A 25,851-nucleotide genomic window follows, 5' to 3' on the forward strand; every position below is an offset into this window, starting at 1 on the left:
AGGTGTTCAGAGCGCGGCGGCCGCCCGGGCCAGCTCTTCGATCCGCGCGAAGTCACCGGACGCCAGGGCGTCCTTCGGCGCGAGCCACGACCCGCCCACGCACCCGACGTTCGGCAACGCCAGGTAGCTCGGCGCGCTCGCGGGCGTGATCCCGCCGGTCGGGCAGAACCGCAGGCCGGGCAGCGGACCGCCGATGGACTTCAGGTAGTCCACCCCGCCCGCGGCCTCGGCCGGGAAGAACTTCAGCGACGTCAGACCGCGCTCGGCCAGCCGCATCGCCTCCGACACGGTCGCCGCGCCGGGCAGGAACGGCAGCCCGGTGTCCTCGGCCGCGTCCAGCACCCGGTCCGTCGAGCCCGGCGTGACGAGGAACGCCGCACCGGCCTTGGCGGCCTGCTCGGCGTGCTCGGGCGTGGTCACGGTGCCGGCGCCGATCACGATGCCCGGCACCTCCGCCGCCACCCGCTCGATCGCGGCCAGCGCGGCGGGCGTGCGCAGGGTCAGCTCGATGACGCGGACGCCACCGCGCAGCAGCGCCTCGGCCAGCGGCACGGCGTGCGAGGCGTCGTCCACGACGACGACCGGGATGACGGGGGACAGCGCGAGCAGATCCGCGGCAGTGGCGTGCGCTGGGGCGGTCACCGGGAAACCTCCTGGTTGAACTGGCCTTCGAAGTGCGAGGCCGCGATCGGTCCGAACACGCTCGCGCCGCGGTCGGCGGGCCCGATCGCACGGCGCAGCGCGGCGAACAGCTCCCGACCGGTGCCGGTCCACGCCTGCGCGTCCGGCGGGAAGTCCACCAGGTCGCGCGCGGCCAGCTCCGCCGGGTCCACGAACACCTCCAGCGTGCCGGTCTCGGCGTCGAGCCGCAGCACGTCGCCGTCGCGCACCCGCGCCAGCGGGCCGCCGACGGCCGCCTCCGGCGTGACCTGGATGGCGGCCGGGATCTTGCCGGACGCGCCGGACATCCGGCCGTCGGTGACCAGCGCGACCTTGAACCCGCGGTCCATGAGCACGCCCAGCGCCGGGGTGAGCTTGTGCAGCTCGGGCATCCCGTTGGCCTGCGGCCCCTGCTGGCGCACCACGACCACCACGTCCCGCTCCAGTTCACCGGCGTGGAACGCGGCGCTGAACGCCTCCTGCGAGGTGAACACCCGCGCGGGCGCCTCGACGACCCGGTGCTCCGGCTTGACCGCCGACACCTTGATCACCGCGCGGCCGAGGTTGCCGGACAGCATGCGCAGGCCGCCGTCGGCCGCGAACGGGTCGGACACGGGCCGCAGCACGTCGGTGTCCAGCGAGCGGTCGGGGCCGTTGCGCCAGGTCAGCGCGCCTTCGATCAGCACGGGCTCCTGCCGGTAGCGGCGCAGGCCGGGGCCGGCGACGGTCTTCACGTCCTCGTGCAGCAGGCCCGCGTCGAGCAGGGTGGAGACGAGGAACTGCACGCCGCCCGCGGCCTGGAAGTGGTTGATGTCCGCCGAGCCGTTCGGGTAGACGCGGGCCAGCAGCGGCACCACCGACGACAGCTCGGAGAAGTCGTCCCAGTTCAGCTCGATGCCGGCGGCCGACGCGATGGCCACCAGGTGCATGGTGTGGTTGGTCGACCCGCCGGTGGCCAGCAGCGCGATGACGCCGTTGACGACCGACTTCACGTCCACCACGTGCCCGATCGGGGTGTAGTCCTCGCCGCGGCTGATCTCCACCGCGCGCCGCGCGGCCTCCTCGGTCAGCGCCTTCCGCAGCCGGGTGCCCGGCGGCACGAAGCTCGCGCCCGGCAGGTGCAGGCCCATGACCTCGACCACGAGCTGGTTGGAGTTCGCCGTGCCGTAGAACGTGCAGGTCCCGGGGCTGTGGTAGGACTGCGCCTCGGCTTCGAGCAGGTCCTCGCGGGACGCCTTGTTCTCCGCGAACAGCTGCCGCACGCGGGCCTTCTCGGAGTTGGGCAGGCCGGAGGCCATCGGTCCCGCGGGCACCAGGATCGCGGGCAGGTGCCCGAACGACAGGGCGCCGATCAGCAGGCCGGGAGTGATCTTGTCGCACACGCCGAGCAGCAGCGCCGCGTCGAACATCTCGTGCGACAGGGCGATCCCGGTCGCCATCGCGATCACTTCCCGGCTGAACAGGGACAGCTCCATGCCCGCGCGGCCCTGGGTGATGCCGTCGCACATGGCGGGCACGCCGCCCGCGAACTGGGCCACGCCGCCGACGGCGCGCGCCGCGTCCTTGATCCACGCCGGGTACTCGTGCATCGGCTGGTGGGCGGACAGCATGTCGTTGTACGCGGACACGATCGCCACGTTCGGGCGACGCAGTGCCCGGAGGAGGTCTTTGTCACCGCCCGTGATCCCCGCGAAACCGTGGGCGAGGTTGCTGCACGCCATGTCGCGGCGCGCGGGCCCGTCCTGCTGGGCCTGGGCGATGCGGTCGAGGTAGGCGGACCGGCCGGCGGCGCTGCGGGCGGCGATTCGAGCCGTCACTTCGGCGACGACGGGATGCACGCTCATGGTTCGCTGTCTCCGGTGGTGATCACGGGCCGTGGTGGGCCCGGTGGACGACAGCGCTGGCGTCGCACGGACGGACGTGACAGCACCCACACTATGTCACGACACATGATCCTTACAAAAACGATTCAGGTGGTGAGACACGACGCGGTGGGCTGTGGTGCTTGTCACAACGCTGTCGAGTTGGCAGAGTCGGCACACGGACCGACCCGAAGGAGGTGCTGACCATGACGTCCTCCGAGATCGTGGAGCTGCGCCGGGCGCTTGGCCAGTTGCGCCACTGCGTCGGCGGCCTGCGCGCGCGGTACGGCGACGTGGCCGCGGTGCAGAGGCTGGCCAACGACGTCGAACGCCTGGACATCGACGCGACCGAGCTGCTCGACCTGGACAGCACACCGCGGCAGCGCGAGGCTCCGAGGGTCGAGCGCGAAGTCGTCGTCGTTCCCGACACGCCCTACGACCCGAAGCTGTGGATGGACGCCGACGACGAAGGACTCGGCGGCTACCGCAGCCAGCGCACCTGATCGACCGCATGCCGGCCCCCGCGTGACCACGCGGGGGCCGGCTCGGCTTTTCGCCCGGGAAGTCACTGCACCACAACGACGTGGAACGAGGTGAGGTATGAGGGCGCAGATCGCCCAGCGCACGTTGCGGACGGACCGGTGGTGGCTACCGCCGCTGGCGACGTTCGTCGGCTTGTTGCTGATCTCGATCTATGCGGCCGTCCGGACCTTCATGGGCGACTACTACTGGGTGGACGAGTACCGCTACCTCACGCCCATGTACTCCCCGTGCCTGAGTGAGGAGTGCCTGCCCGCGGCGGCGCACTTCGGCCGGCCGCTGCCCGAGCTGCCGGGGTTCCTCACCCCGCCGGTGGTCGTCATCCCGTTCCTGCTCGGGTTCCGGGTGACCTGCTACTACTATCGCAAGGCGTACTACCGGGCGGCGTGGATGTCCCCGCCCGCGTGCGCCGTGGCCGAGCCGCACGCCAAGTACACGGGCGAGACCCGGTTCCCGCTGGTCGCGCAGAACCTGCACCGCTACTTCTTCTACGCCGCGTCGCTCCTGCTGCTGATCAACGTCTACGACGCGTTCTACGCGTTCAGCACCGGGGTCGGCCTCGGCAACCTGGTGCTCCTGGTGAACGTCGGGCTGCTCGCGGCGTACACGCTGTCGTGCCACTCCTGCCGGCACATCGCGGGCGGACGGTTGAAGCACTTCTCCAAGCACCCGGTGCGGTACTGGATGTGGACCCGGATCTCCAAGCTCAACGCCAAGCACATGCAGCTCGCGTGGGCGTCGCTCATCTTCGTCTGCGTCACGGACCTCTACGTCGCGCTGGTCGCCTCCGGGACGATCTCCGACCTCCGATTCGTCAACTAGGGAGTTGTTTTGCCCGAGGTGGAACGGCATTCGTTCGACGTGCTCGTGATCGGCGCCGGCGGTGCTGGTCTGCGCGCCGCGATCGAGGCCAGGGAACACGGGATGCGCACGGCGGTGCTGTGCAAGTCGTTGTTCGGCAAGGCGCACACGGTGATGGCCGAGGGCGGCATCGCCGCGGCCATGGGCAACGCGAACTCCAACGACAACTGGCAGGTGCACTTCCGCGACACCATGCGCGGCGGGAAGTTCCTCAACAACTGGCGGATGGCCGAGCTGCACGCCAAGGAGGCGCCCGACCGGGTGTGGGAGCTGGAGACCTACGGCGCGTTGTTCGACCGGACCGAGGACGGCCGGATCAGCCAGCGCAACTTCGGCGGCCACGAGTACCCGCGGCTCGCGCACGTCGGCGACCGCACCGGGTTGGAGCTGATCCGCAGCCTCCAGCAGAAGGTGGTGTCGCTGCAGCAGGACGACTTCGCCGAGACCGGTGACTACGAGTCGCGGCTGAAGGTGTTCCAGGAGTTCACCGTCACCGATCTGGTCCTCGACGACGGCAAGGTGGCCGGCGCGTTCGGCTACTGGCGCGAGTCCGGCCGGTTCGTGCTGTTCGAGGCGCCCGCCGTGGTGCTCGCGACCGGCGGCATCGGCAAGTCGTTCAAGGTGACGTCGAACTCGTGGGAGTACACCGGCGACGGCCACGCGCTGGCGCTGCGGGCCGGCGCGTCGCTGATCAACATGGAGTTCGTCCAGTTCCACCCGACCGGCATGGTCTGGCCGCCGTCCGTGAAGGGCATCCTGGTCACCGAGTCGGTCCGCGGTGACGGCGGCGTGCTGCGCAACTCCGACGGCAAGCGGTTCATGTTCGACTACATCCCCGAGGTGTTCAAGGACAAGTACGCCGACAACGAGGCCGAGGCCGACCGCTGGTACGCCGACCCCGGCAACAACCGGCGGCCACCGGAGCTCCTGCCGCGCGACGAGGTGGCCCGTGCCATCAACTCCGAGGTCAAGGCCGGGCGCGGCTCGGAGCACGGCGGCGTGTTCCTCGACGTGTCGACGCGCCTGCCCGCCGAGGAGATCATGCGGCGGCTGCCGTCGATGCACCACCAGTTCAAGGAGCTGGCGGACGTCGACATCACGGCGCAGCCGATGGAGGTCGGGCCGACGTGCCACTACGTGATGGGCGGCGTGCAGGTCGACCCCGACACGGGCGCGTCGTCGGTGCCGGGGCTGTTCGCGGCCGGCGAGGTGTCCGGCGGCATGCACGGCTCGAACCGGCTGGGCGGCAACTCGCTGTCCGACCTGCTGGTGTTCGGCCGCCGTGCGGGCGCCGGCGCGTCGGACTACGTGGCCGGGCTCTCGGAGCGGCCGGTGTGCTCGGACGAGGCCGTCACCGAGGCGGAACGGGTGGCCGTGGCGCCGTTCTCCGGTTCCGGTGAGGGCGGCGAGAACCCGTACGCGCTGCACATGGAGCTGCAGCAGGCGATGAACGACCTGGTCGGCATCATCCGGCGGGCCGACGAGATGGACCAGGCGGTCAAGCGCCTGGACGACCTGAAGCGGCGGGCCGCGTCCCTGGTGGTCGAGGGGCACCGGCAGTTCAACCCCGGCTGGCACCTGGCGCTGGACCTGCGGAACATGCTGCTGGTCAGCGAGTGCGTCGCGCGGGCCGCGCTGCTGCGCACCGAGAGCCGCGGCGGGCACACGCGCGACGACTTCCCGGGCATGGACGCCGAGTGGCGGCGGAAGTTGTTGGTGTGCGCGCTGTCCGGCTCCTCGGTGGACGTCGTGGAGGAGCCGCAGGTCCCGATCCGGCCGGACCTGCTGGCGTTGTTCGAGCCGAGCGAGTTGCAGAAGTACCTGACCGCGGACGAGCTGGAGGGGTGACATGGGGTACCAGGGGCACTTCCGGGTGTGGCGCGGTTCGGACGAGGGCGGCGGGCTGGAGGACTTCACCGTCGAGGTGAACGAGGGCGAGGTCGTGCTCGACGTGATCCACCGCCTCCAGGCCACGCAGACGCCCGACCTCGCCGTGCGGTGGAACTGCAAGGCGGGCAAGTGCGGGTCGTGCTCGGCGGAGATCAACGGCAAGCCGAGGCTGCTGTGCATGACGCGGATGTCGGTGTTCGCGGAGGACGAGACGGTGACCGTGACGCCGATGCGCACGTTCCCCGTGATCCGCGACCTCGTGACCGACGTGTCGTACAACTACCACAAGGCGCGCGAGATCCCGTCGTTCAAGCCGCCCGCGGGCGTCGCGCCGGGGGAGTACCGGATGAAGCAGGTCGACGTCGCGCGCTCGCAGGAGTTCCGCAAGTGCATCGAGTGCTTCCTGTGCAACAACACGTGCCACGTCATCCGGGACCACGAGGAGAACAAGGAGTCGTTCGCCGGACCGCGGTTCCTGATGCGCGTGGCCGAGCTGGAGATGCACCCGCTGGACGAGGCCGACCGCGTCGCCGAGGCGCAGTCCGCGCACGGCCTGGGCCTGTGCAACATCACGAAGTGCTGCACGGACGTGTGCCCGGAGCACATCAAGATCACCGACAACGCGCTGATCCCGATGAAGGAACGCGTCGCCGACCAGCGCTATGACCCGATCGTGTGGTTGGGCAACAAGCTGTTCCGGAGGTCCTGACCCCGGCGGACCCCGGTCAGGGCGGTCCGGAACAGGCGGGCCACGTCCACGGCGAACCCGCGTCGCGTCACCCCGAGGTGGCGCAACGCGGGGCCGTGGTCCCACGCCACCGCGGCCACCGCGCCGCCCAGCAGCACCCACCAGGTCACCGTCACGGCCGACCGGACCGGCCGCGGCCACGCCGCGAACGCGTGCCGCAGCCGTTGGCAGTGGAACGGCACGTGCCGCTCCTCGTCGGCGAGGATGCGACCCGCGACCTCGGACGTCAGCGGATCGCCGACGCCGTCCCGCAACGCCCGGTAGTAGCACAGCGCCACGACCTCGGCGATCAGCAGCACCATCAGCTCCAGGCGCAGCCCCAACGCCCGCCGCAGCCGCACGAACACCGCGTCCGACCAGTGGCTCGCGATCGTCGTCGCGCCGGCCGACGACAGCAGCAGCGCGAGCAGCCGCGCGTGGTTCTGCTCCTCCTTGACGAACAACCGCACCACGCGCGAGTAGTCGTCGTCCCCGGCTCCCTCGGCCTTCGCTATCAGGTTCGCGCCGTCGCCCGCCTCGCCGACCTGGAACCGCTGGACGCTCCGCACCACCGCGGGGTGCACCCGCGCCGTCCGGTCGAAGTCCGGGTCGCCCACCTCCGCCCGCCGCCGCGCCTCGGCCTCGAACTCGCGCACCCAGTGGTTGAAGCTGCTCACGATCGTCCTCCTCTGCGTGCCGGGCCCCCGGGTCCAGGATGGACGGACCCCTGCCCCGCGCGTGGGGAGATCCCGTGGAGGTTTCGCGGAGACCGGTTCACGCCCGCCCGTCGCCGCAGGTCCGGGATCAGGGTGAGCAGGCCGACCAGCGCCAGCCCCGCGCCCAGCCACAGCGGCGCGCGCAGGCCGTGGTCGGTGATGAGCAGGCCGCCCAGCCAGGACCCGATGATGATGCCGAGCGTGATGAACGACCCGTGCACGGTGTTGACCAGCGGTCCCGCCGTGCCGGTGCGCTGGACCCGCGTCACCAGCGCCGGGTTCATCGTGACGCCGACCAGGCCGATGCCCAGCAGGCACACCACGGCCACCGGCGGCACGTGGGCGAGCAGGGCGAACCCGGTGAGGAACGCGGCGTTCAGCCCCAGGCCGGTGACCAGCGTCGGCAGCGCGTGCCGGTCGGCGAACCGGCCCACCACGTGGTTGCCGACGAGCGTGGCCACGCCGTAGGCGGCGAGCAGCAACGGCACCGCGCGCGGGTCGAAGCCGGTGACCTCGGTCAGGACCGGGTTGACGTAGCTGAACGCGGCGAACGTCGCGCCGATGACGAACGTGCTGGTGGACAGCACCAGCCACAGCCTCGGGCGGGCGACGGCCCGCAGCTCGGCGCGCACGGTCGTGTCGCCGTTGACGTGGTCGAGGCGCGGCATCCCGGCGAACGTGCTCGCGGCGGCGACGACGGTGAGCACGGCGATGCCCCAGAACGCCGCCCGCCAGCCCAGGTGCTCGCCGGTGAACGTCGCCAGCGGCAGGCCCAGCAGCGTGCCGAACATCAGTCCGTTGAGGACGGTCGCGGTGGCCCGGCCGCGCAGCCGCTCCTCGACCAGCGCGGACGTCACCGAGATCGCGACGCCGAAGAACGCCTGGGAGGCCGCGCCGGTGACGACGCGGGCGGCGAGCATCACGCCGTAGTCGGTGGCGGTGGCGGCGAGGACGTTGCCGGCCAGGAAGACGGCGAACAACGTCATCAGCGCCGGTTTCGGGCGGAGTCGGAGCATCAGCACGGTGAGCAGCGGCCCGCCGACCGCCATCGCGGCGGCGAACGCGGTGATCAGGTAGCCGATCTCGGGGATGGTGGCGCGCAGGCCCGCCGCCATCTGCGGCATGAGCCCGGCGACGACGAACTCGCTGGTCACCATGGCGAAGATGCCGAGGGCCAGCAGGTGGACGACCTTGGGCATGTCCGGCGCTCCTGTTGTGTATTGATCGGTCCAAAATGTGGGCACGCGTGGTCCCGCTCGTGCCGGTGAAGGTCTCAGACGGCGTCCAGCGCGGTGGCGGCGATGGCTTCCAACGCCGCGACGTCCGCCCCGCCCTGCCCGGCGACCCGGATGCCCGCGATCACCGCGTTGAGGAACCGGGCCAGCTCGGCGGGCTCCCGGGTGGACGCCAGGTCGCCGTCGCGCTGCCCGGTCCGGATGACGGCGGTCAGCGCGTCCAGTCGGCGTTGCTGGTCACGGGCCAGCAGGTCGGCGGCCTCGGCGTCCCGCGCGGCGAGTTCGACGGTGGTGTTGACGGTGAGGCAGCCGAGCCCGCGGCCGTCCCGCCGGTGCTCCGCCTCGCCCGCGACGATCGCGTCGAACAGGTCGCGCAACCGGTCCCTCGGCGACCGCGTCTCGTCTTCGAGGAGCGCCAGCTGGCTGGTGGTCATGAGGTTCGTGTAGCGGACGAGCGCGCGCTTGAACAGCTCGTGCTTGCTGGTGAACGTGTTGTAGATGCTGCTGCGGCCGAGTCCGGTGGCCCGGCAGAGGTCCTCGGTGGACGTCGCCTCGTAGCCGTTCGCCCAGAACGCGCGCATCGCCGCGTCGACGGCCTGCTCCTCGTCGAACGCCTTGGGTCGGGGCACGCGTCCCACGGTAGCAGTTTTGGAACGACCTATACAAAAGGCAGGGGCTCGCGCCGGTCGAGCCAGTCCTGGGGGACTTCCGCTCGGCAGGCCAGGATGCCGCCCACCATCGCCGCCGTCGTGTCCATGTCACCGCCCGCCTCCACGCACGCCCCGATGGCGGCGCGGTAGTCGTCGGCGTACGTGGCCACGACCCAGAGCACGAACGGCACGCTGTCCTGCGCGGTCGAGCGCGACCCGTTGCCCAGCTCGTACGCGGCCTCGGCGGTGGAACGCCCGAGCAACCGCCGCGCGTCCGCCACGCCGCGCCGCACCTGCCCGTCGTCCAGGTGGTCCAGCACGGCGTCGAACACGTCGGCTCCGGGCACGGCCGCCGCGACGGCCACCGCCACCGCGCCCGCGATCCCCTCGGGGTGCAGGTGCGTGACCTCGGCGGAGCGGACCGCCTGCGTCACCACGGCGTCGAGGTCGTCGGCGAAGAACGCGCCCAGCGGCGCGACCCTCATGGCCGCCCCGTTGCCGCACGACCCCTCGCCCCGGTAGGCCGTCGCCGCCGCCTCCCGCCACGGCACCCCGTCCCGGATGCGGTGCAGCACCACCACGGCGCCAGGCCCGTAACCCCGGTACGGGTCGCAGTGCTCGGCGAACGACGCGGCCAGCCGGTCCTGGTCGACCTCGCCGCGATCGCGCAGCTCGGCCAGCAGCAGGCAGGCCATCTCGGTGTCGTCGGTCCACGGCCACGTCCCGTCCGGCACCACGTCGAGGGTGCGGGAACGGCCGGGGACGAAGAACTGCGCGCCCAGGGCGTCGCCGACGGACAGCCCGTCCAGAGATCGTCGTGCGCGGTCGAAGGACATCACCGCGCAGCCTAGGCCCCGACCCCGGCGCAGTCGACCACCTTCACCGCGACCCACAGGAACACCTTGGGGTCACCGGAACCCGATGCCGTCAGCCACTCCGCCGCCACCCGCGCGTCATGCGCGTCGTGCACCAACCCCCACCGCCCCGGTCGGATGCCGGTCGCCCGCCCCACGTCGCCCACGAGACCGCCGAGGCACGTCCACGTGTGCCAGGTGCCCGAGTCGAAGCCGACCAGCTCGAAGCCCAGCACGTCACCGTCGGGCAGCGGTTCGGTCCGGGCCAACCGCTCCGGCAGGCTGCCCGCCGCCACGTCCCACCCGCCGTCGGCCACGTCCTCCAGCACGGCGGCAACGTCGCGGGAGTCGATCCCCACCGCGAGCACGTGCAGCCCGTCCCGTCCGGCGCGGGCCACCGCGGCGGACTCCCGGTCACCGAACCACTCGTCCCACTCGGTCGACGGCACGACCGTCGTCACGCAGCCGCTCATCGACACCAGGTCGCCCTCCGGCAGCCCCGCGTCCTGCCAGTCCGCCCGCGCGTCCCGCCCGACCACGCGGTAGCCGGCCAGGGCGTGCGTCACCGGTCCCACCTCCGACCGAACGCGGCGAGCTCGTCGCCGTGCTCGATCCGCTCCGCCCACTCCTCCGGCCACGCTTCGAGACCGTGCGCAGCGCCCGCGAACGCGCCGGTGAGGCACGCGATCGAGTCCGAGTCGCCGGACGTCGTCGCCGCCCGCGCCAGCGCCGACACCGGCTCGTCCCGGAACATCAGGAAGCAGTGCAGCGCGGTCGCCAGCGCCTCCTCCGCCACCCACCCGGCGCCCGTCGCGAGGCACGGGTCCGCGTCCCGGTCCGGCTCGGCGTCGGCGAGCGTGTCCAGCACGGCCGCGCACTCGTCCCACCCGCGGGCGATGAAGGTCTCCGGGTCGGACACGCCGGGACGCGCCCACAGGTCGGCCAACCAGTCCTCGCGGTAGGTCGTCCGCTGCTCCGCGCACCGCTGCCGCAACGCCGCCGTGAGGTCGCCCGCCGCCATGCCGTCACGCAGCCAGTGCACCGCGAAGGCCGTCAGCTCGCTCGCCGCGAGCGCCGTCGGGTGGCCGTGCGTGAGGGCGGACTGGAGCTGGGCGATCCCGGCGCGGTCGTCGTCCGACAGGTCGGGCACGAGCCCCACCGGCGCGACCCGCATGTTCGCGCCGCAGCCCTTGGACGAGGCCCCGGTCGCCTCCCGCCACGGCAGCCCGGCGGCCAGCTTCTCGCACGCCTGCAAGCACGTCATGCCCGGGGCGCGATTGTTGTCGGGCGACTCCCACCACCGCACGAAGTGGTCGCGCAACGCGTCGGCGATCCGGTCACGACCGTCCACCAACGCCCGGGCGACCGCCAACGTCATCTGCGTGTCGTCCGTGACCAGGGCGGGCTCACCCTCGAGCTCCCGAGGCCCACCCACGCCGTACCGCTGCTCGATCTCGGCCACGGTCAGGAACTCGGTGGGCGCGCCCAACGCGTCCCCGTAGGCCAACCCCAGCAACGCCCCACTCGCCCTCGTCACCGCGCCATCGTAGGTTCCACCCACCGCGCGAAGCGCGTGAAATAGGGGTCGGTCCGACGCCTCAACGGCCTTCGGTCCAGTAGCGCTGGAGCCTGGCGATCGCCTCGTCCTTGCTCATCCCGGCCACCTCCGACTCATCGAGTCCGACCCGCGAGATCAGCAGGAACACGAGGTCGGCGGGCAGGGCGGCCGCCGGCGGCTCAGGTGTCCCGCGGGCGGGTTTGACGCCGTCCTGCACGCACGACCAGAACGTCGGTTCGTCGACGTCGAGCTGATCACGCAGGATGTGCTTCCACATGTTCTGCCCGTAGCCGGTGCGGTCCACCGGGTGCGAGACGCGGGTGCGCAGGATCCTGCCGTCGACGAGATCGAGCTCGTAGGTGACGTGGTGCGTTCCGGTCCGGCCGCCGGCGTCGCGCACTCGGCGCCACTCCTCGACCTGGCAGAACGCCTCGTGGTCCTTGCGCGTCGGCTGCGGCCAGGACGTCACCGCGCGGCACCGACCAGCCAGTCGCGCAGCTGCTCGTCGTCGCTCAAGCTGATCAACTGCACCAATCCCCAGTTGTCGCGGTGGTTCGGGGCGTCGAGCAGGCGCTCCTGCCAGTCTTCCGCGTACTCCCGCAGAGCGTCGACCATCTCGGTGATCGCCTCGTCGAACGACGCGCCATCGGCCGCCACGGGCAGCCCCGGGATGAACACCGACCAGCCGCCGGCCTCCGGGACGACCTGGGCGCGCGACGGAACGATCGACGCGAGGAAGTGGCGCAGTCGCTTGACGTCCACGACGGCGGTCGTGGCCGAGTCACGTCTCACCGTGGCGACTCGACCCTTCTCGGCGGCGTCCAGCAAGTCCTTCAGGTGGGCGCGAGCCTCGGTGTAGCTGTCGTAGTGAACAGCGGGCATGCCGGCCTCCCAGAGTGGTCGTCACCAGCGTGCCTCTCCACCCCAAGTACGTCAAGTACGTGACGTACTTGGCCAGCTGCGACCAGCGGACGTGGAAGAGCCGGGGCGACAACCGTCGCCCCGGCTCTCGCCGGCTACTTCACCGCACGTCGAGCGATCAGCTGCAACCCGAGGTCGAGCCGCAGCCCTCGCACAGGTAGCACGAGCCCGCCGGGCGCATCTTCGTGCCGCACGTCATGCACAGCGGCGCGTCCGCGGCCTTGCCCAGGTGCAGTTCGAGCAGTTCCGTGGAACTGCCCACCTTGATGTCCTGCGGCTTGGGCTTCTTCTCCTCCGCGGGCGCCGGGGTGGCGCTCGCCTGCGGGGCGGCGTCGACCGACGTGCGCAGGCCCTCCAGGTCGACGTCGCCGTTGCCGTAGTCCGACGACACCTGCGCCGTGCGCTCGTCGGCGGTGAAGATGCCGAGCTGCGCGCGCTTCTCGAACGGCAGGTAGTCGAGCGCCAGCCGCCGGAACAGGTAGTCCAGGACGCTGGTCGCGATGCGGACGTCCGGGTCGTCCGTCATGCCCGCCGGCTCGAAGCGCAGGTTCTGGAACTTCGAGACGTAGAACTCGAGCGGGATGCCGTACTGCAGACCCACCGAGATGGACATGGAGAACGCGTCCATCACACCGGCCAGCGTCGAGCCCTGCTTGCCGAGCTTGACGAAGATCTCGCCGAGGCCGTCGTCCGGGTACGAGCCGGCGTGCAGGTAGCCCTCCGCGCCGCCGACCGTGAACGACACCGTCTGCGACGGGCGCTTCTTCGGCAGCCGCTTGCGCACCGGGCGGTACTCGACGACGGTCTCGGTCTTCGCCTCCGCGGACGTGGACGAGCCCGAGCCGACCGCCTTGGCCGTCTTGCCCGCCGACAGCGGCTGGCCGACCTTGCAGTTGTCGCGGTAGATCGCCAGCGCCTTCAGGCCCAGCTTCCAGCCCTGGTAGTAGATCTCCTCGACCTCTTCGACGGTCGCCGTCTCCGGCATGTTGACCGTCTTCGAGATCGCGCCCGAGATGAACGGCTGCACCGCGGCCATCATCCGCACGTGGCCCATCGGCGCGATCGACCGGTCGCCCATCGCGCAGTCGAACACCTCGTAGTGCTCGGTCTTCAGACCGGGGGCGTCGACCACGTGGCCGTGCTCGCCGATGTACTCGACGATCGCCTCGATCTGCTCCTCCTGGTAGCCCAGGACGCGCAGCGCGCGCGGCACGGTCTGGTTGACGATCTGCATCGAGCCGCCGCCGACCAGCTTCTTGAACTTCACCAGCGCCAGGTCCGGCTCGATGCCGGTCGTGTCGCAGTCCATCATCAGGCCGATGGTGCCGGTGGGCGCGAGCACGCTGGCCTGCGCGTTGCGCCAGCCGTTGCGGGCGCCGATCTTCTGGCACTCCTGCCACGCCTTGGTCGCGACCTTCTGCACCGCCGCGTCGTTCGCGTGGTACGTGCGCAGCATGTCGTTGGCGGCCGAGTGCTTGCGGATGACCCGCTGGTGGCCCTCGGCGTTGCGGGCGTAGCCCTCGTACGGGCCGACGATGCCCGCCAGCTCCGCCGACCGCTTGTACGCCACGGCCTGCATCAGGGACGTGATCGAGGCGGCCAGCGCGCGGCCGCCCTCGGAGTCGTACGCGTGGCCGGTCGCCATGAGCAGCGCGCCCAGGTTCGCGTAGCCGATGCCGAGCTGGCGGAACGCGCGGGTCGTCTCGCCGATCGCGGGGGTCGGGAAGTCCGCGAAGCAGATCGAGATGTCCATCGCGGTGATGATGATCTCGACGGACTTGGCGAACAGCTCCGCGTCGAACGAGCCGTCGTCCTTCAGGAACTTCATCAGGTTCAACGACGCCAGGTTGCAGCTGGAGTTGTCCAGGTGCATGTACTCCGAGCACGGGTTGGAGGCCGTGATGCGGCCCGACTCCGGCGTGGTGTGCCAGTCGTTGATCGTGCCGTCGTACTGGATGCCGGGGTCGGCGCACTCCCATGCGGCCTGCGCCAGCTTGCGGAACAGGTCCTTCGCGTCGACGTGCTCGATGATCTCGCCGGTCTGGCGGGCGCGCAGGCCGAACTGCCCGCCGTTCTCGTAGGCGTGCATGAACTCGTCGGACACGCGGATCGAGTTGTTGGCGTTCTGGTACTGCACGGACACGATGTCCTTGCCGCCCAGGTCCATGTCGAACCCGGCGTCGCGCAGCGCGCGGACCTTGTCCTCTTCCCGCGCCTTCGTCTGGATGAACTCCTCGACGTCCGGGTGGTCGACGTCCAGCACGACCATCTTCGCCGCGCGACGGGTCGCGCCGCCGGACTTGATGGTGCCCGCCGACGCGTCCGCGCCGCGCATGAACGACACCGGGCCGGACGCCGTGCCGCCGGAGGACAGCAGCTCCTTGGACGACCGGATGCGCGACAGGTTCAGGCCCGCGCCCGAGCCGCCCTTGAAGATCAGGCCCTCCTCGCGGTACCAGTTCAGGATCGACTCCATCGTGTCGTCGACCGACAGGATGAAGCAGGCGCTGACCTGCTGCGGGGAGCTGGTGCCCACGTTGAACCACACCGGCGAGTTGAAGCTGAACACCTGGTGCAGCAGCATCCAGGTCAGCTCGTGCTCGTAGATCTCGGCGTCCTCGTCGGTGGCGAAGTAGCCGTGCTTGACGCCCGCCTCGACGTAGGTCTTCACCACGCGGTCGATGAGCTGGCGGAGGCTGTGCTCGCGCTGCGGCGTGCCCACCGCGCCGCGGAAGTACTTGCTGGTGACGATGTTGGTCGCGTTGACCGACCAGAAGTCGGGGAACTCGACGCCGCGCTGCTCGAAGTTCACCGAGCCGTCGCGCCAGTTCGTCATGACGACGTCGCGGTGCTCCCAGGTGACCTCGTCATAGGGGTGCTTGCCGGCCGTGGTGTAGACGCGCTCCACCTTCAGCTTGGCGGTCTTGTCGCCCGCGCCGTTGCGGGTGGCTGTCTTCTTTGAGCCACCAACGGTGTCGGTCATCCGAGGTCCCTCTCGATCAACATGTGTGGGGTGGGTGCGGCGACCACGTCCGGGCTCCCCGTCCGAGGCGGTCGATGCGGTGTTCTTCGTTCTTCGTTCTTCGTCGGGGCGGCGGGCGCCGGCCGACGGGCGCTAGTCGCCCCGCGGCCGGCCGCCCTGGGCGTCGCGAAGATCGGCGATCTCCTTCTCGAAGTCCTCGACGGACGAGAAGGAGCGGTAGACGCTCGCGAAGCGGAGGTACGCGACCTCGTCCAGCTCGCGGAGGGGGCCCAGGATGGCCAGGCCCACCTCGTGGCTGGGGATCTCGGCGACGCCGCCGGAGCGGATCGACTCCTCCACGCGCTGCGCCAGTTGTTGGAGGGCGTCCTCGTCGACGGGACGGCCCTGGCACGCGCGGCGCACGCCGACGACGACCTTGTCGCGGCTGAACGGCTCGGTCACACCCGAGCGCTTGACCACCGCGAGCACGGCCTCCTCGACCGTGGTGAAGCGGCGGCCGCAGGCCGTGCACGACCGGCGGCGGCGGATGACCTGACCCTCGTCGACCTCGCGGGAATCGACGACACGCGAGTCGGAGTGCCGGCAGAACGGGCATCGCACGGCTGGTTCCCCCTCCCCTGGGCAGCGTCCATCGCGTTAGCCTCCGTCGTGGGGAAAACCCCAACCTGTGGACTAACTACAACGGTGTGACCACTAGATGTAGGGGTCAACCTATGCCCAAGGCCTACGGCGCTGCAAGTCGGAAGGCAGCGTGTCCCGTCACTCGGACGGGGGAATCGGGCAGGAGCTCCGGAAACGCGCGAACCGCGCTCGCGGAGGTCGCGGCGGCGCGGTTCGACGGGGGGAGCGGAGTGGGCGTCAGGGGGTGCCGTCGGGGACGACCAGGGACTGGCCGGGGGTGACGTCGGAGCCCGGCAGGGCGTTCAGCTCGCGGATGCGCGACACCACGGCCTCCGGGTCGCTCGCGGGCGCGCTGCGCTCGGCGACGTCCCACAGCGTCTCGCCCACCTGGACGTGCACGACGTTGGTGCGTTCGGGGACGGACGTGGCGCCCGTCGAGTACAGGTAGGCGAGGCTCAGGAGCGCGGCGAACGCGGCGGCGACGGCTGCGTATCCGAGGAACTGGAGCACGGGGTGCCGGCCGGGCCGCACCTCGCAGGCGACCGCCTCGGGCGCGGTCGGCCGCACGGCGACCGGTCGGGGGCGGGTCGACGGGCGGCGGTTGTCCTTGTCCGCCACCTCGAACCGCCGCAGGACCCGTGGTCCGGGTCGCAATCCGCGGCCGAGGGCGACATCCTCGACACCGGCGCCGTCCACGAGTTCGAAGCCGTTCCGGGTGCCAATGACCACCGCCATGTTGCCCTCCACCGCAGGTCATCCGATCATGATCGAACCTGTGTTCGATCGAACGTCCGTGCGAATGTCTACCACTTCGCCGGGTAAAATCGCCAGGACACGCCGAGGATTACTTCGAACAGGTGTTTGATCTGGGCACGGAACCCGACTACCGTCCACTGTTGAAGATCGTCGGAGAGCCGGCCTGGGCAATCGGGACCGGTGAGGAGGAAGCACCGTGGCACGCAAGACCAACGAAGAGCCGCGCACCGCCGATGTGCCCTCCGCGCCCGAACCGGCGGACATCGCGGGCAACGCCGGGCTCACCCTGCGCCAGCGCAAGGTGCTCGACGTGATCCGCGACTGGCTGGACCGGTTCGGCTACCCGCCCAGCGTGCGCGAGATCGGGGAGGCCGTCGGCCTGACCTCGACCTCGTCCGTGGCCCACCAGCTGCGCGCCCTGGAGCGGAAGGGCTACCTGCGCCGCGACCCCAACCGGCCGCGCGCGGTGGGCGTGCTGCCCGCCGAGATCGTGACCGGCCTCGACCCGGCGTCCAAGCCGACGCCCGCGTACGTGCCCATGCTGGGCCGCATCGCGGCCGGTGGGCCGATCCTGGCCGAGGAGTCCATCGAGGACGTCTTCCCCCTGCCGCGCGAGATCGTCGGCGAGGGCGAGGTGTTCCTGCTGAAGGTCGTGGGCGACTCGATGGTCGACGCCGCCATCACCGACGGCGACTGGGTCGTGGTCCGGCAGCAGCCGACGGCCGACAACGGCGAGGTGGTGGCCGCCATGATCGACGGCGAGGCCACCGTGAAGACGTTCAAGCGCAAGGACGACGGGCACGTGTGGCTGATGCCGCAGAACCCGGCCTACCAGCCGATCCAGGGCGACGAGGCGTCGATCCTGGGCAAGGTCGTGGCGGTCCTGCGCAGGCTCTGAGCACCTTCGGGACGGGGGAGCGGTCCGCGGCGCGGGCCGCTCACGCCCTTCGGCGGCGTGACCCCCGGACCAGCGCTGCCACCAGCAGCAACGCCCCCACCCCGCCCGCCACCACCGGCCACGGCGACCGGGGCTCGGCGGCCGGGGGAGCGGCCGACGTGTCGTTGCCGCGCGCCGGGGCCTCGGCCGTCGTCGCGGGCGCGGGCGGCACGGCCAGCGCCGACGCGCCCGTCACCGCCCGCAGCGCGGACGACGTGCCCCCGTTGCCGAACTCGGACGCCGACAGCAGCGTGCCGTCCGGGTCGAACGCGATGGCCTCGCCCTGCGGCTCCCCGGCCAGCGGCACCCGCACCGGGTCGGACTCCAGCGCCCGCGCCAGGTCGCCGTCGGGCACGGGGAACAGGTACGCGTCCGTGTACGTCCGCAGCGCCGCCACCTTGCCGTCGCGCGCCATCGCGGCGCCCGTGACCAGGCGCGTCACCACGGAGTTCGTCAACGGCCCGCCGGTCGTGGACGACCCGCTGATCGGCACCCTCGCGACCTGCTCCATCGGCGTGGGCGCGCCCTCGTTCAGCCCGGACACCGGCCGGTACACCAGGGGCGAGCCGATCGTTTCCTTCGTGATGATGTGGGGAATGCCCGCGCCGTCGAGCAACAATGCTTCGGCGTCGTGCTTTCCGTCAGGATACGTGAGTCGGTACAAACGGGCCGTGCCGTCGGGCGAGATCGCGTGCAATGCCACGGTTTCCCGCGTTTTGCCGTTGTCCCCGGTGTCCGCCGCCCAGAGGGTTCCGTCAGGAGCAAGGGCGAGGTCTTCGACGTCGAACGGATTGTTCGGCGTGGTGATGGTGCGGGTGATCGCGCAATTCCGGTCCAGCACCTGGATCAGCAGCCGGCCGTTGTCGCTGTCGTTCACCGCGAACCACTGGGCGCCGTCCGACGCGAGACCGGACAGCTCCTCCAGCCTCGGGTCCGTCACCGCGCACACGTCGACGACGGCCGGCTCCGCGTAGGCGGAACCGGCCGTCAGCAACAGCCCTGCGGCTACCAGGAACGCGCGCACCGGCTCAGGCGCGGCTTCCGTTCACGGCGAACTCGCCCAGCACGCCCGCCAGGTCCGGCCGGACCCGCGCGGACAGCTCGGTGCCCTCCTCGGTGTGGCGCTCCTTGAGCACCTCGCCCTCGCGGTGCACCCGCGCGACGAGCTCGCCCCGCGCGTACGGCACGAGCGCGTCGACCACGACCTCCGGCCGCGGCGTCATGGCCGCGATGCGTTCCCGCAGGTCGGAGATGCCCTCACCGGTGTGCGCGGACACGAACACGGCCGTGGGGAACAGGTGGCGCAGGCGGGCCATGCCCAGCTCGCCCACCGCGTCGATCTTGTTCACCACGAGCAGCTCGGTCGGCATCGGGTCGTCCCGCCGCGACGAGATCTCGCTGATCACCTCGCGCACGGCCACGACCTGCTTCTCCGGCATCGCGTCGGAGCCGTCGACCACGTGGACCAGCAGGTCCGCGTCGGCGACCTCCTCCAGCGTCGAGCGGAACGCCTCGACCAGCTGGTGCGGCAGGTGCCGCACGAAGCCGACCGTGTCCGTCAACGTGTAGGGCAGGCCCTCGGGCGTCTCGGTGCGCCGCGTGGTCGGGTCGAGGGTCGCGAACAGGGCGTCCTGCACCAGCACCCCCGCGCCGGTCAGCGCGTTGAGCAGGCTGGACTTGCCCGCGTTCGTGTACCCCGCGATGGCGACGTTCGGCACCGAGTTGGCCACGCGGCGGTGCCGCTTGGTCTCCCGGATGACGCTCATCGCGGCGATCTCGCGGCGCAGCTTGGAGATGCGCGCGCGGATGCGCCTGCGGTCGGTCTCCAGCTTCGTCTCACCGGGACCGCGCAGACCCACGCCGCCGTTGCCGCCGCCGGCGCGACCACCGGCCTGCCGGGACAGCGACTCGCCCCAACCGCGCAGTCGCGGCAGGAGGTACTGGAGCTGGGCCATCTCGACCTGCGCCTTGCCCTCGCGCGTGGACGCGTGCTGGGCGAAGATGTCGAGGATCAGCGCGGTGCGGTCGACGACCTTGACCTTGAGCTTCTCCTCCAGCTGCCGCAGCTGGCCGGGGGACAGCTCGCCGTCGCAGATCACCGTGTCCGCGCCGGTCGCGATCACGATGTCGCGCAGCTCGTGGACCTTGCCGGAGCCGATGTAGGTGGCCGGGTCGGGCCGGTCGCGCCGCTGCACGAGCCCTTCCAGCACCTCCGAGCCCGCCGTCTCGGCGAGCAGGGCCAGTTCCGCCAGGGACGCCTCCGAGTCGGCCGCCGTGCCCTCGGTCCACACGCCGACCAGCACGACGCGCTCCAGGCGGAGCTGCCGGTACTCGACCTCGGTGACGTCTTCGAGCTCGGTGGACAACCCGGCGACGCGGCGCAGTGCGGTGCGCTCCTCGAGCGCGAGGTCACCGGTGGACAGCTCGTCCTCGTGGTCGAGCCAGTCGTTGCTGTTGTGCGTGTTTTCCGTCATTTGCCCTTCATCGTCCCACGGCACCCGCGTCGGTTCGAGTGGTTAATCGCCCGGGTAGAGCGCCAGGTAGATCGCCACGCGTTCCCCGTCGGGGTGGGCCGGCTCGGCTGCCAGCTCAACGAACAACGAACGGAGGCGGCGTTTTAGTTCCGCCGGGTCCGCCCTGACGACCAACCGGATCTGGTCGACGGCGGCCGGGCCGACGTCCGCGACCTCGCCGAGGAACGCCTCCAGCATGGCCTCGTTGGTCTGCTCGGGGTACGGGCTGCGGCCCCGGCCGAGGTGCCACGACAGGCCCGTCGACCTGTACGGGATCTCCCGCGCGCCCCGGTTGCCGGCGCGCGGCTCCTGGGCCTCCAGGAAGCCCGTGGCGACGAGTTTGCGCACGTGGTGGAGGGTGGTGGCCGGATCCTTGCCGAGCCGTTCCGCGATCTCCTTGTTGGTCATCGCGCGGTCGTACGTGAGCCGGATGATGCGCAGCCGCACGGCCGAGGCCAGGGCGGCGGCCTCGGCGTCGGTCGCCGGACGTCTCTCCACCGGCACAGCATAGGACCTGCTCCACCGGAGTGATTGACAGTTTCCAATCACTCCCGAGAGACTCCTCCCGTGTCCCTCTGGTCTCATCGCGACTTCCGCCTGCTGTGGGCAGGCGACACCATCAGCCAGTTCGGCTCGACGATCGGCCGCACGGTGTTGCCGCTGCTCGCGGTAGGCGCGCTGGCCGCCACGCCGTTCGAGATGGGCGTGCTCTCGGCGGCGGGCACGGCCGCGTTCCTGCTGATCGGGCTGCCCGCCGGGGTGTGGGTGGACCGGTTGAGCCGCCGCCCGGTGATGCTGGTGGCCGACTTCACCCGGGCCGTGCTGCTGCTGTCGGTGCCGCTGGCGTGGTGGCTGGGCGTGCTGACGCTGGCCCAGCTCGTCGTGGTCGCGCTGCTGGTCGGGGCGGCCACGGTCATGTTCGACATCGCCTACCAGTCGTACCTGCCCGCCCTGGTCGGCCGGGAACACCTGGTCGACGGCAACTCGAAGCTGGAGGCCAGCCGGGCCGTGGCGGAGGTGTCGGGCCCGGCCGCGGCCGGCGGGGTGGCGCAGCTGATCGGCGCGGCCATGGGCGTGTTCGCCACCGCCGTCGGCTACCTGGCCTCGGCGTTGTTCCTGCTGCGCATCCGCACGGTGGAGCCGCCGCCGCGGCAGCCGGACAAGCCCGGCTTGGCGCACGAGATCGCCGAGGGACTGCGGTTCGTGTTCGGGCACCGGTCGCTGCGCGCGATCGTCGGCTGCACGGGCACCGCGAACTTCTTCGGCGGCATGGCGGCGGCCGTGCTGGTGCTGTTCCTGGTCCGCGACCTGGGCCTGTCCGAGGGCGTGGTGGGCCTGGTGCTCAGCACGGCGGGCATCGGCGGCGTGCTGGGCGCGTTGACCGTGAACCGGTGGAACGCGCGCTTCGGCCAGACCAAGGTCATCTGGCTGTCCGGCCTGGTCACGTGGCCGCTCGGGGTGCTCGTCCCGCTCGGCGCGGCGGACTGGCGGATCGTGTTCGTGCTCATCGGCGAGGCCGCGGTGGCGTACGGGGCGACGGTCTACAACATCGCCCAGGTCAGCTACCGGCAGTCCATCTGCCCGGACCACCTGCTGGGCCGGATGAACGCGAGCATCAGGTTCGTGGTGTGGGGCTCGATGCCGCTCGGCGCCCTGGTCGGCGGCGTGCTCGGCGGCGGTATCGGGGTCACGGCCACGCTGGCGGTGGGCATGGGGTTGCAGGCGGCGTCCGTGCTGTGGGTCGTGCTGTCGCCGTTGAGGAAGCCGGATGCCGTTACCGCGTGACTTCCGGCTGTTCTGGGGCAGCGACGCGGTCAACCAGTTCGGCATCGCGGTCTACACGTTCGTGCTGCCGGTGGTGGCGATCGAGGCGCTGGACGCGTCGGCGTTCCAGGTGGGGCTGCTGACCGCGGCGGGCACGGCCGCGTTCCTGGTGATCGGGTTGCCGGTGGGCGCCTACGTGGACCGGGTGCGCAAGCGGCCCGTGCTGGTGTGGAGCGCGGTGGGGCGGGCGTCGGTGCTGGCCACGGTGCCGGTCGCGGCGTGGCTGGACGCGTTGACGTTCTGGCACCTGGTGGTGGCCGCGCTGGGCGCCGGTGTGCTGACGGTGTTCTTCGAGGTCGCGTCGCAGGCGTACCTGCCGACGTTGGTCGAGCGGGACGGGTTGACCGGCGCGAACGGGCGGCTGGTGTCGACGCAGCAGGTGGCGCGGCTGTCCGGCAGGCCGGTGAGCGGGCCGCTGGTGCAGTTCCTGGGCAGTGCGAACGCCGTCCTGGCCATCACCGCCTCGTTCCTGGCCTCGGCGCTGCTGCTGCGTGGTGTCCGTGCGGCTGAACGGACGGTGGAGCCGCGCAAGCGCGCGCTGCGGGCGGACATGGCCGAAGGGCTCCGGTTCGTGTTCGGGCACCCCTTGTTGCGGCCGGTGGTGTTCTGCACGACGTGGTTCAACCTCACCAACGCCATGTGGGGCGCGGTCAACGTGCTGTTCCTGCTGCGCGACCTGGCGTTGTCGGCGACGGCCGCCGCGGTGCTGCTGGGGGTGGGCAGCGCGGGGGGCGTGCTGGCGGGCTTGGTGGCCGGTCGGCTGGCACGGCTCGGGCAGGTGCGGCTGGTGTGGCTGTCGTTGCTGGTCACGCAGCCGGCGTGGGTGCTGGTGCCGTTGGCCGGGCCGGGGTGGCGGGTGGCGTTGTTCGCGGTCGGCACGCTGGTCACGTCCGCGGGCATCGTGCTCTACAACGTCGCCCAGGTCAGCCTGCGGCAGGCGTTGTGCCCGGACCGGCTCTTGGGCCGGATGAACGCCGGCATCCGGTTCCTGACGTGGGGCGCGATGCCGGTGGGCGCGGTGCTGGGCGGTGCGCTGGCGGAGTGGGTCGGGGTCCGGAACACGCTGTGGGTCGCGTCGGCCGGGATGGTCGTGTCCGTCGTCTGGGTGCTCCTGTCACCGCTGCGGGCGATGCGGGACGTCCCGGCGATCACTACGGTCGACCGGCATGGCTGACACCACCGTGCTCCGCGACGGCCTCCGGTTCGGCGAAGGGCCTCGTCAGGGGCCCGACGGGCGGCTGTACTACTCCGACTTCTACGACCACGAGGTGCGGGTGCTCGACCTGGCCACGGGGGAGCAGGAGGTCGTCTGCGAGGTGCCGGGGCAGCCGTCGGGGCTGGGCTGGCTGCCGGACGGGCGGCTGCTCGTGGTCTCGATGCGGGACCGCAAGGTGCTGCGGCTGGAGGACGGCGGCGCGTTGGTCGAGCACGCCGACCTGAACGGGATCGCCACCTTCCACGCCAACGACATGCTGGTCGACGCGCAGGGCCGCGCGTACGTCGGCAACTTCGGCTTCGACCTGCACGCGGCCATCGCGGCGGGCGGCGAGGCGCCGATGCTGGAACCGGGCTGGGTCGCGCCCGGCACGCCGTTGGCGCTGGTCAGGCCGGACGGGTCGGTGGAGGTGGCGGCCGAGGACCTGAAGTTCCCGAACGGCACCGGGCTGCTGCCGGACGGGCGGCTGGTGATCGCCGAGACGCTGGCGTTCGGGCTGACGGTGTTCGACGTGGCCGACGACGGCACGCTGTCCGACCGGCGCGTGTTCGCGGAGCTGCGCGAGCACTTCATCGCACCGGACGGCATCGCGGTGGACGCCGACGGCGGCGTGTGGGTCGCGCCCGCGCTCCAGCCGTTCGCGTTCCGGGTGGAGGAGGGCGGCGAGGTCACCCGGAAGGTGGAGACCAGCCAGATCTGCTTCGCCGTCGCCATCGTGGACGACAAGCTGGTCTGCTGCACCGCGCCGACCTCGCAGCCCGAGGTGGTGTCCGGGGCGCGGTTGGGCAAGCTGGAGGTCTTCGACCTCTAGAGCGCGTCCCACCAGGCCTGGTCGAGTTCGCCGCGCGCCAGCAGCACGGCCGGGCCGGTGAGCGTGGAGGTCTCCTCCTCGATCACCACGGACACCTGTCCACCCAGGACGTCCACAGTGGCCTTGCCGGTGCGTCGACCGCTCCCGTACAGCCACGACGCCACCGCGGCCACCGTGCCCGTGCCGCACGAGCGGGTCTCGCCCACGCCGCGCTCGTGCACGCGCATCCGCAGGGCGCCGTCGTCCAGCACGTTGATGAACTCGACGTTCACGCCGTGCGGGAACAGCACCGGGTCGTGGCCGGGCGGCAGCTTGAGGTCGAGTTCCGCGACAGGGGTCTCGGTCACGCACGCCAGGTGGGGGTTGCCGACGTCCACCGCGACCCCGGCGAACGCGGTGCCGCCGACCGTGGCGGTGCCGGTGCCGGTGACCAGCGCGCGCCCCATGTCCACGGTGACCGTGCCGTCGTCGTGCGCGATGACGTGCCGCTCACCGGCACGCGTGCCGACGGTGAACTCCCCGGCGGGCACGAGGTCGGCCTCCACCAGGTACCGGGCGAACACGCGCACCCCGTTGCCGCACATCTCGGCGATCGAGCCGTCCGCGTTGCGGTAGTCCATGAACCACGGGCCGAAGTCGGGCCGCACGACCCGCAGCACGCCGTCCGCGCCCAGGCCGCGCCGCCGGTCGCACAACGCGCGCACGCGTGACTCGGTCAGGTCCAGCACGCCGTCCGGATCGGGCAGCACCACGAAGTCGTTCTCGGTGCCGTGGCCCTTCAGAAACTCGACTCCCACGGGCACCAGGCTACGGTGCGACCAGCTTGAGCACGTCCTCGGCCAGGCTGGGGGAGCCCGCGTCGAACCACGTCACCCGCTGGTCGCGCCGGAACCAGGACCGCTGCTTGCGCACGAACCGGCGGGTAGCCTGGGCAGTGGTGGCCGCGGCCTCCTCGATCGTGCACTCGCCGTCGAACGCGGCCAGCACCTGCTGGTAGCCCAGCGCGCGGGACGCCGTGCGGCCGTCGCGCAGCCCGCGGGCCTCCAGCGCGCGCACCTCGTCCACCAGGCCGGCCTCGAACATCCGCGCGACCCGCTCGTCCACCCGCCGGTCCAGTTCGGACACCTCGCGGTCCAGCCCGACGAGCACCGTGCCGTACCGGGCCGGCCCCGGCTTGGGCAGCGTCGCCGAGAACGGCTGACCGGTCAGCTCGATGACCTCCAGCGCCCGCACCACGCGCCGGCCGTTGCTGGGCAGGATCGCCAGTGCCGCCGCCGGGTCCAGCTCGGCGAGCCTGCCGTGCAGCACCTCCGCGCCGAACACGGCCAGCTCCTGCTCCAGCTGCGCGCGGATCTTCTCGTCCGTGCCGGGGAACACCAGGTCGTCCAGCACGGCCTGCACGTACAGGCCCGAGCCGCCGACCAGCACCGGCGTGCGGCCGTCGGCCAGCAGCTTCTCCACCACGGCCCGCGCGTCGCGCTGGTAGGCGGCCACGGACGCGGTGTCCGTCACCTCCAGCACGTCGAGCAGGTGGTGCGGCACGCCCTGCCGCTCGTCCTCGGTGACCTTGGCCGTGCCGATGTCCATGCCCCGGTAGAGCTGCATCGCGTCCGCGTTGACGACCTCGCCGCCCAGCGCGGCGGCCAGCCGCACGGCGAGGTCGGACTTTCCGGTGGCGGTGGGGCCGACGACGGCGACGGGAGTGGTGCTCACGGC

The 25,851-nt window shown here is 71.5% G+C and carries 26 protein-coding genes; 8 read left to right on the forward strand and 18 right to left on the reverse strand.

Features of this window, described 5'->3' with window-relative positions; all coding sequences use genetic code 11:
- Window positions 1-6 precede the first annotated feature (6 nt).
- Window positions 7-642, reverse strand: coding sequence for a bifunctional 4-hydroxy-2-oxoglutarate aldolase/2-dehydro-3-deoxy-phosphogluconate aldolase (gene eda, locus ACRAKH_RS08100; protein ID WP_380724521.1), 636 nt, complete (start codon window positions 640-642; stop codon window positions 7-9).
- Window positions 639-2,504 carry a phosphogluconate dehydratase gene (gene edd, locus ACRAKH_RS08105; RefSeq protein ID WP_380724520.1) on the reverse strand — a complete coding sequence of 622 codons (1,866 nt, stop codon included), beginning with the start codon at window positions 2,502-2,504 and terminating at the stop codon, window positions 639-641. Before edd ends, eda begins: the two co-directional genes overlap by 4 nt.
- A gap of 224 nt (window positions 2,505-2,728) precedes the next feature.
- On the opposite strand from edd, the gene ACRAKH_RS08110 reads away from it, so the two are divergent.
- The 4 genes from ACRAKH_RS08110 (at window position 2,729) to ACRAKH_RS08125 (ending at window position 6,522) form a co-directional block, all read left to right on the forward strand.
- On the forward strand, window positions 2,729-3,025 hold the full coding sequence (locus ACRAKH_RS08110) for a hypothetical protein (protein ID WP_380724519.1): 297 nt from the start codon (window positions 2,729-2,731) through the stop codon (window positions 3,023-3,025).
- 97 nt (window positions 3,026-3,122) lie between these two features.
- Window positions 3,123-3,884 (forward strand): hypothetical protein, encoded by a 762-nt coding sequence (locus ACRAKH_RS08115; RefSeq protein WP_380724518.1) that lies wholly within the window; start codon window positions 3,123-3,125, stop codon window positions 3,882-3,884.
- 9 nt (window positions 3,885-3,893) lie between these two features.
- A complete protein-coding gene (locus ACRAKH_RS08120) occupies window positions 3,894-5,771 on the forward strand; it encodes a fumarate reductase/succinate dehydrogenase flavoprotein subunit (RefSeq protein WP_380724517.1) in 1,878 nt (625 codons plus the stop codon).
- Between the two features lies 1 nt (window position 5,772).
- Window positions 5,773-6,522 (forward strand): succinate dehydrogenase/fumarate reductase iron-sulfur subunit, encoded by a 750-nt coding sequence (locus tag ACRAKH_RS08125; protein WP_380724516.1) that lies wholly within the window; start codon window positions 5,773-5,775, stop codon window positions 6,520-6,522.
- On the opposite strand, the gene ACRAKH_RS08130 is transcribed toward ACRAKH_RS08125, so the two are convergent.
- The 11 genes from ACRAKH_RS08130 to ACRAKH_RS08180 all read right to left on the reverse strand — a co-directional run bounded on the left by ACRAKH_RS08130 (window position 6,474) and on the right by ACRAKH_RS08180 (window position 16,813).
- Window positions 6,474-7,217 (reverse strand): ferritin-like domain-containing protein, encoded by a 744-nt coding sequence (locus ACRAKH_RS08130; RefSeq protein WP_380724515.1) that lies wholly within the window; start codon window positions 7,215-7,217, stop codon window positions 6,474-6,476. The two genes, ACRAKH_RS08125 and ACRAKH_RS08130, sit on opposite strands and share 49 nt — an antisense overlap.
- A complete protein-coding gene (locus ACRAKH_RS08135; protein ID WP_380724514.1) occupies window positions 7,214-8,455 on the reverse strand; it encodes an MFS transporter in 1,242 nt (413 codons plus the stop codon). The genes ACRAKH_RS08130 and ACRAKH_RS08135 overlap by 4 nt, the downstream gene beginning before the upstream one ends.
- A gap of 74 nt (window positions 8,456-8,529) precedes the next feature.
- Window positions 8,530-9,120 (reverse strand): TetR/AcrR family transcriptional regulator, encoded by a 591-nt coding sequence (locus ACRAKH_RS08140; protein WP_380724513.1) that lies wholly within the window; start codon window positions 9,118-9,120, stop codon window positions 8,530-8,532.
- Between the two features lie 29 nt (window positions 9,121-9,149).
- Window positions 9,150-9,977: an ADP-ribosylglycohydrolase family protein gene (locus tag ACRAKH_RS08145; protein WP_380724512.1), complete on the reverse strand. Its 828-nt coding sequence runs from the start codon at window positions 9,975-9,977 to the stop codon at window positions 9,150-9,152.
- An 11-nt stretch (window positions 9,978-9,988) separates the two neighbouring features.
- Window positions 9,989-10,561 carry a hypothetical protein gene (locus tag ACRAKH_RS08150; protein WP_380724511.1) on the reverse strand — a complete coding sequence of 191 codons (573 nt, stop codon included), beginning with the start codon at window positions 10,559-10,561 and terminating at the stop codon, window positions 9,989-9,991.
- Window positions 10,558-11,532 carry an ADP-ribosylglycohydrolase family protein gene (locus ACRAKH_RS08155; RefSeq protein WP_380724510.1) on the reverse strand — a complete coding sequence of 325 codons (975 nt, stop codon included), beginning with the start codon at window positions 11,530-11,532 and terminating at the stop codon, window positions 10,558-10,560. Before ACRAKH_RS08155 ends, ACRAKH_RS08150 begins: the two co-directional genes overlap by 4 nt.
- Before the next feature lie 61 nt (window positions 11,533-11,593).
- Window positions 11,594-12,022 (reverse strand): cytotoxic translational repressor of toxin-antitoxin stability system, encoded by a 429-nt coding sequence (locus tag ACRAKH_RS08160; RefSeq protein ID WP_380724509.1) that lies wholly within the window; start codon window positions 12,020-12,022, stop codon window positions 11,594-11,596.
- Window positions 12,019-12,435, reverse strand: coding sequence for a type II toxin-antitoxin system HicB family antitoxin (locus tag ACRAKH_RS08165; protein ID WP_380724508.1), 417 nt, complete (start codon window positions 12,433-12,435; stop codon window positions 12,019-12,021). The genes ACRAKH_RS08160 and ACRAKH_RS08165 overlap by 4 nt, the downstream gene beginning before the upstream one ends.
- Before the next feature lie 157 nt (window positions 12,436-12,592).
- Window positions 12,593-15,457 carry a vitamin B12-dependent ribonucleotide reductase gene (locus ACRAKH_RS08170; protein ID WP_380724507.1) on the reverse strand — a complete coding sequence of 955 codons (2,865 nt, stop codon included), beginning with the start codon at window positions 15,455-15,457 and terminating at the stop codon, window positions 12,593-12,595.
- 132 nt (window positions 15,458-15,589) lie between these two features.
- A complete protein-coding gene (gene nrdR / locus ACRAKH_RS08175) occupies window positions 15,590-16,057 on the reverse strand; it encodes a transcriptional regulator NrdR (protein ID WP_380724506.1) in 468 nt (155 codons plus the stop codon).
- A gap of 258 nt (window positions 16,058-16,315) precedes the next feature.
- Complete coding sequence (locus ACRAKH_RS08180; RefSeq protein WP_380724505.1) at window positions 16,316-16,813, reverse strand: LysM peptidoglycan-binding domain-containing protein; 498 nt, start codon at window positions 16,811-16,813, stop codon at window positions 16,316-16,318.
- A gap of 217 nt (window positions 16,814-17,030) precedes the next feature.
- Here ACRAKH_RS08180 and lexA point away from each other — a divergent pair, with 217 nt between their 5' ends.
- Window positions 17,031-17,732 carry a transcriptional repressor LexA gene (lexA, locus tag ACRAKH_RS08185; RefSeq protein WP_380724504.1) on the forward strand — a complete coding sequence of 234 codons (702 nt, stop codon included), beginning with the start codon at window positions 17,031-17,033 and terminating at the stop codon, window positions 17,730-17,732.
- Between the two features lie 40 nt (window positions 17,733-17,772).
- Here lexA and ACRAKH_RS08190 read toward each other — a convergent pair whose 3' ends face one another.
- The 3 genes from ACRAKH_RS08190 to ACRAKH_RS08200 are packed head-to-tail and all read right to left on the reverse strand — an operon-like array spanning window position 17,773 to window position 20,788.
- On the reverse strand, window positions 17,773-18,795 hold the full coding sequence (locus ACRAKH_RS08190) for a hypothetical protein (RefSeq protein ID WP_447009719.1): 1,023 nt from the start codon (window positions 18,793-18,795) through the stop codon (window positions 17,773-17,775).
- Window positions 18,796-18,799: 4 nt separating this feature from the next.
- Window positions 18,800-20,245 carry a GTPase HflX gene (hflX, locus tag ACRAKH_RS08195; RefSeq protein ID WP_380729164.1) on the reverse strand — a complete coding sequence of 482 codons (1,446 nt, stop codon included), beginning with the start codon at window positions 20,243-20,245 and terminating at the stop codon, window positions 18,800-18,802.
- 42 nt (window positions 20,246-20,287) lie between these two features.
- A complete protein-coding gene (locus ACRAKH_RS08200) occupies window positions 20,288-20,788 on the reverse strand; it encodes an ArsR/SmtB family transcription factor (RefSeq protein WP_380729166.1) in 501 nt (166 codons plus the stop codon).
- A 63-nt stretch (window positions 20,789-20,851) separates the two neighbouring features.
- Between ACRAKH_RS08200 and ACRAKH_RS08205 the strand changes: the two genes are divergently transcribed.
- The 3 genes from ACRAKH_RS08205 to ACRAKH_RS08215 are packed head-to-tail and all read left to right on the forward strand — an operon-like array spanning window position 20,852 to window position 24,135.
- Window positions 20,852-22,069: an MFS transporter gene (locus ACRAKH_RS08205; RefSeq protein WP_380729168.1), complete on the forward strand. Its 1,218-nt coding sequence runs from the start codon at window positions 20,852-20,854 to the stop codon at window positions 22,067-22,069.
- Window positions 22,053-23,282 carry an MFS transporter gene (locus ACRAKH_RS08210; protein WP_380729170.1) on the forward strand — a complete coding sequence of 410 codons (1,230 nt, stop codon included), beginning with the start codon at window positions 22,053-22,055 and terminating at the stop codon, window positions 23,280-23,282. Before ACRAKH_RS08205 ends, ACRAKH_RS08210 begins: the two co-directional genes overlap by 17 nt.
- Window positions 23,275-24,135 carry an SMP-30/gluconolactonase/LRE family protein gene (locus ACRAKH_RS08215; RefSeq protein ID WP_380729171.1) on the forward strand — a complete coding sequence of 287 codons (861 nt, stop codon included), beginning with the start codon at window positions 23,275-23,277 and terminating at the stop codon, window positions 24,133-24,135. Before ACRAKH_RS08210 ends, ACRAKH_RS08215 begins: the two co-directional genes overlap by 8 nt.
- Here ACRAKH_RS08215 and dapF read toward each other — a convergent pair.
- Complete coding sequence (gene dapF / locus ACRAKH_RS08220; RefSeq protein WP_380729173.1) at window positions 24,132-24,932, reverse strand: diaminopimelate epimerase; 801 nt, start codon at window positions 24,930-24,932, stop codon at window positions 24,132-24,134. The two genes, ACRAKH_RS08215 and dapF, sit on opposite strands and share 4 nt — an antisense overlap.
- Window positions 24,933-24,942: 10 nt before the next feature.
- Window positions 24,943-25,848, reverse strand: a complete 906-nt coding sequence (gene miaA / locus ACRAKH_RS08225) for a tRNA (adenosine(37)-N6)-dimethylallyltransferase MiaA (RefSeq protein WP_380729175.1) — start codon at window positions 25,846-25,848, stop codon at window positions 24,943-24,945.
- Window positions 25,849-25,851: the final 3 nt, after the last annotated feature.

The organism is Saccharothrix hoggarensis (assembly GCF_052936025.1).

Excerpts from the sequence above, each read along its gene's own strand:
- edd (WP_380724520.1), bottom strand. The coding sequence starts at position 2,504 with ATGAGCGTGCATCCCGTCGTCGCCGAAGTGACGGCTCGAATCGCCGCC.
- ACRAKH_RS08110 (WP_380724519.1), top strand. The coding sequence starts at position 2,729 with ATGACGTCCTCCGAGATCGTGGAGCTGCGCCGGGCGCTTGGCCAGTTG.
- ACRAKH_RS08115 (WP_380724518.1), top strand. The coding sequence starts at position 3,123 with ATGAGGGCGCAGATCGCCCAGCGCACGTTGCGGACGGACCGGTGGTGG.
- ACRAKH_RS08125 (WP_380724516.1), top strand. The coding sequence starts at position 5,773 with ATGGGGTACCAGGGGCACTTCCGGGTGTGGCGCGGTTCGGACGAGGGC.
- ACRAKH_RS08135 (WP_380724514.1), bottom strand. The coding sequence starts at position 8,455 with ATGCCCAAGGTCGTCCACCTGCTGGCCCTCGGCATCTTCGCCATGGTG.
- ACRAKH_RS08145 (WP_380724512.1), bottom strand. The coding sequence starts at position 9,977 with ATGTCCTTCGACCGCGCACGACGATCTCTGGACGGGCTGTCCGTCGGC.
- ACRAKH_RS08165 (WP_380724508.1), bottom strand. The coding sequence starts at position 12,435 with ATGCCCGCTGTTCACTACGACAGCTACACCGAGGCTCGCGCCCACCTG.
- ACRAKH_RS08170 (WP_380724507.1), bottom strand. The coding sequence starts at position 15,457 with ATGACCGACACCGTTGGTGGCTCAAAGAAGACAGCCACCCGCAACGGC.
- ACRAKH_RS08180 (WP_380724505.1), bottom strand. The coding sequence starts at position 16,813 with ATGGCGGTGGTCATTGGCACCCGGAACGGCTTCGAACTCGTGGACGGC.
- hflX (WP_380729164.1), bottom strand. The coding sequence starts at position 20,245 with ATGACGGAAAACACGCACAACAGCAACGACTGGCTCGACCACGAGGAC.
- ACRAKH_RS08210 (WP_380729170.1), top strand. The coding sequence starts at position 22,053 with ATGCCGTTACCGCGTGACTTCCGGCTGTTCTGGGGCAGCGACGCGGTC.
- ACRAKH_RS08215 (WP_380729171.1), top strand. The coding sequence starts at position 23,275 with ATGGCTGACACCACCGTGCTCCGCGACGGCCTCCGGTTCGGCGAAGGG.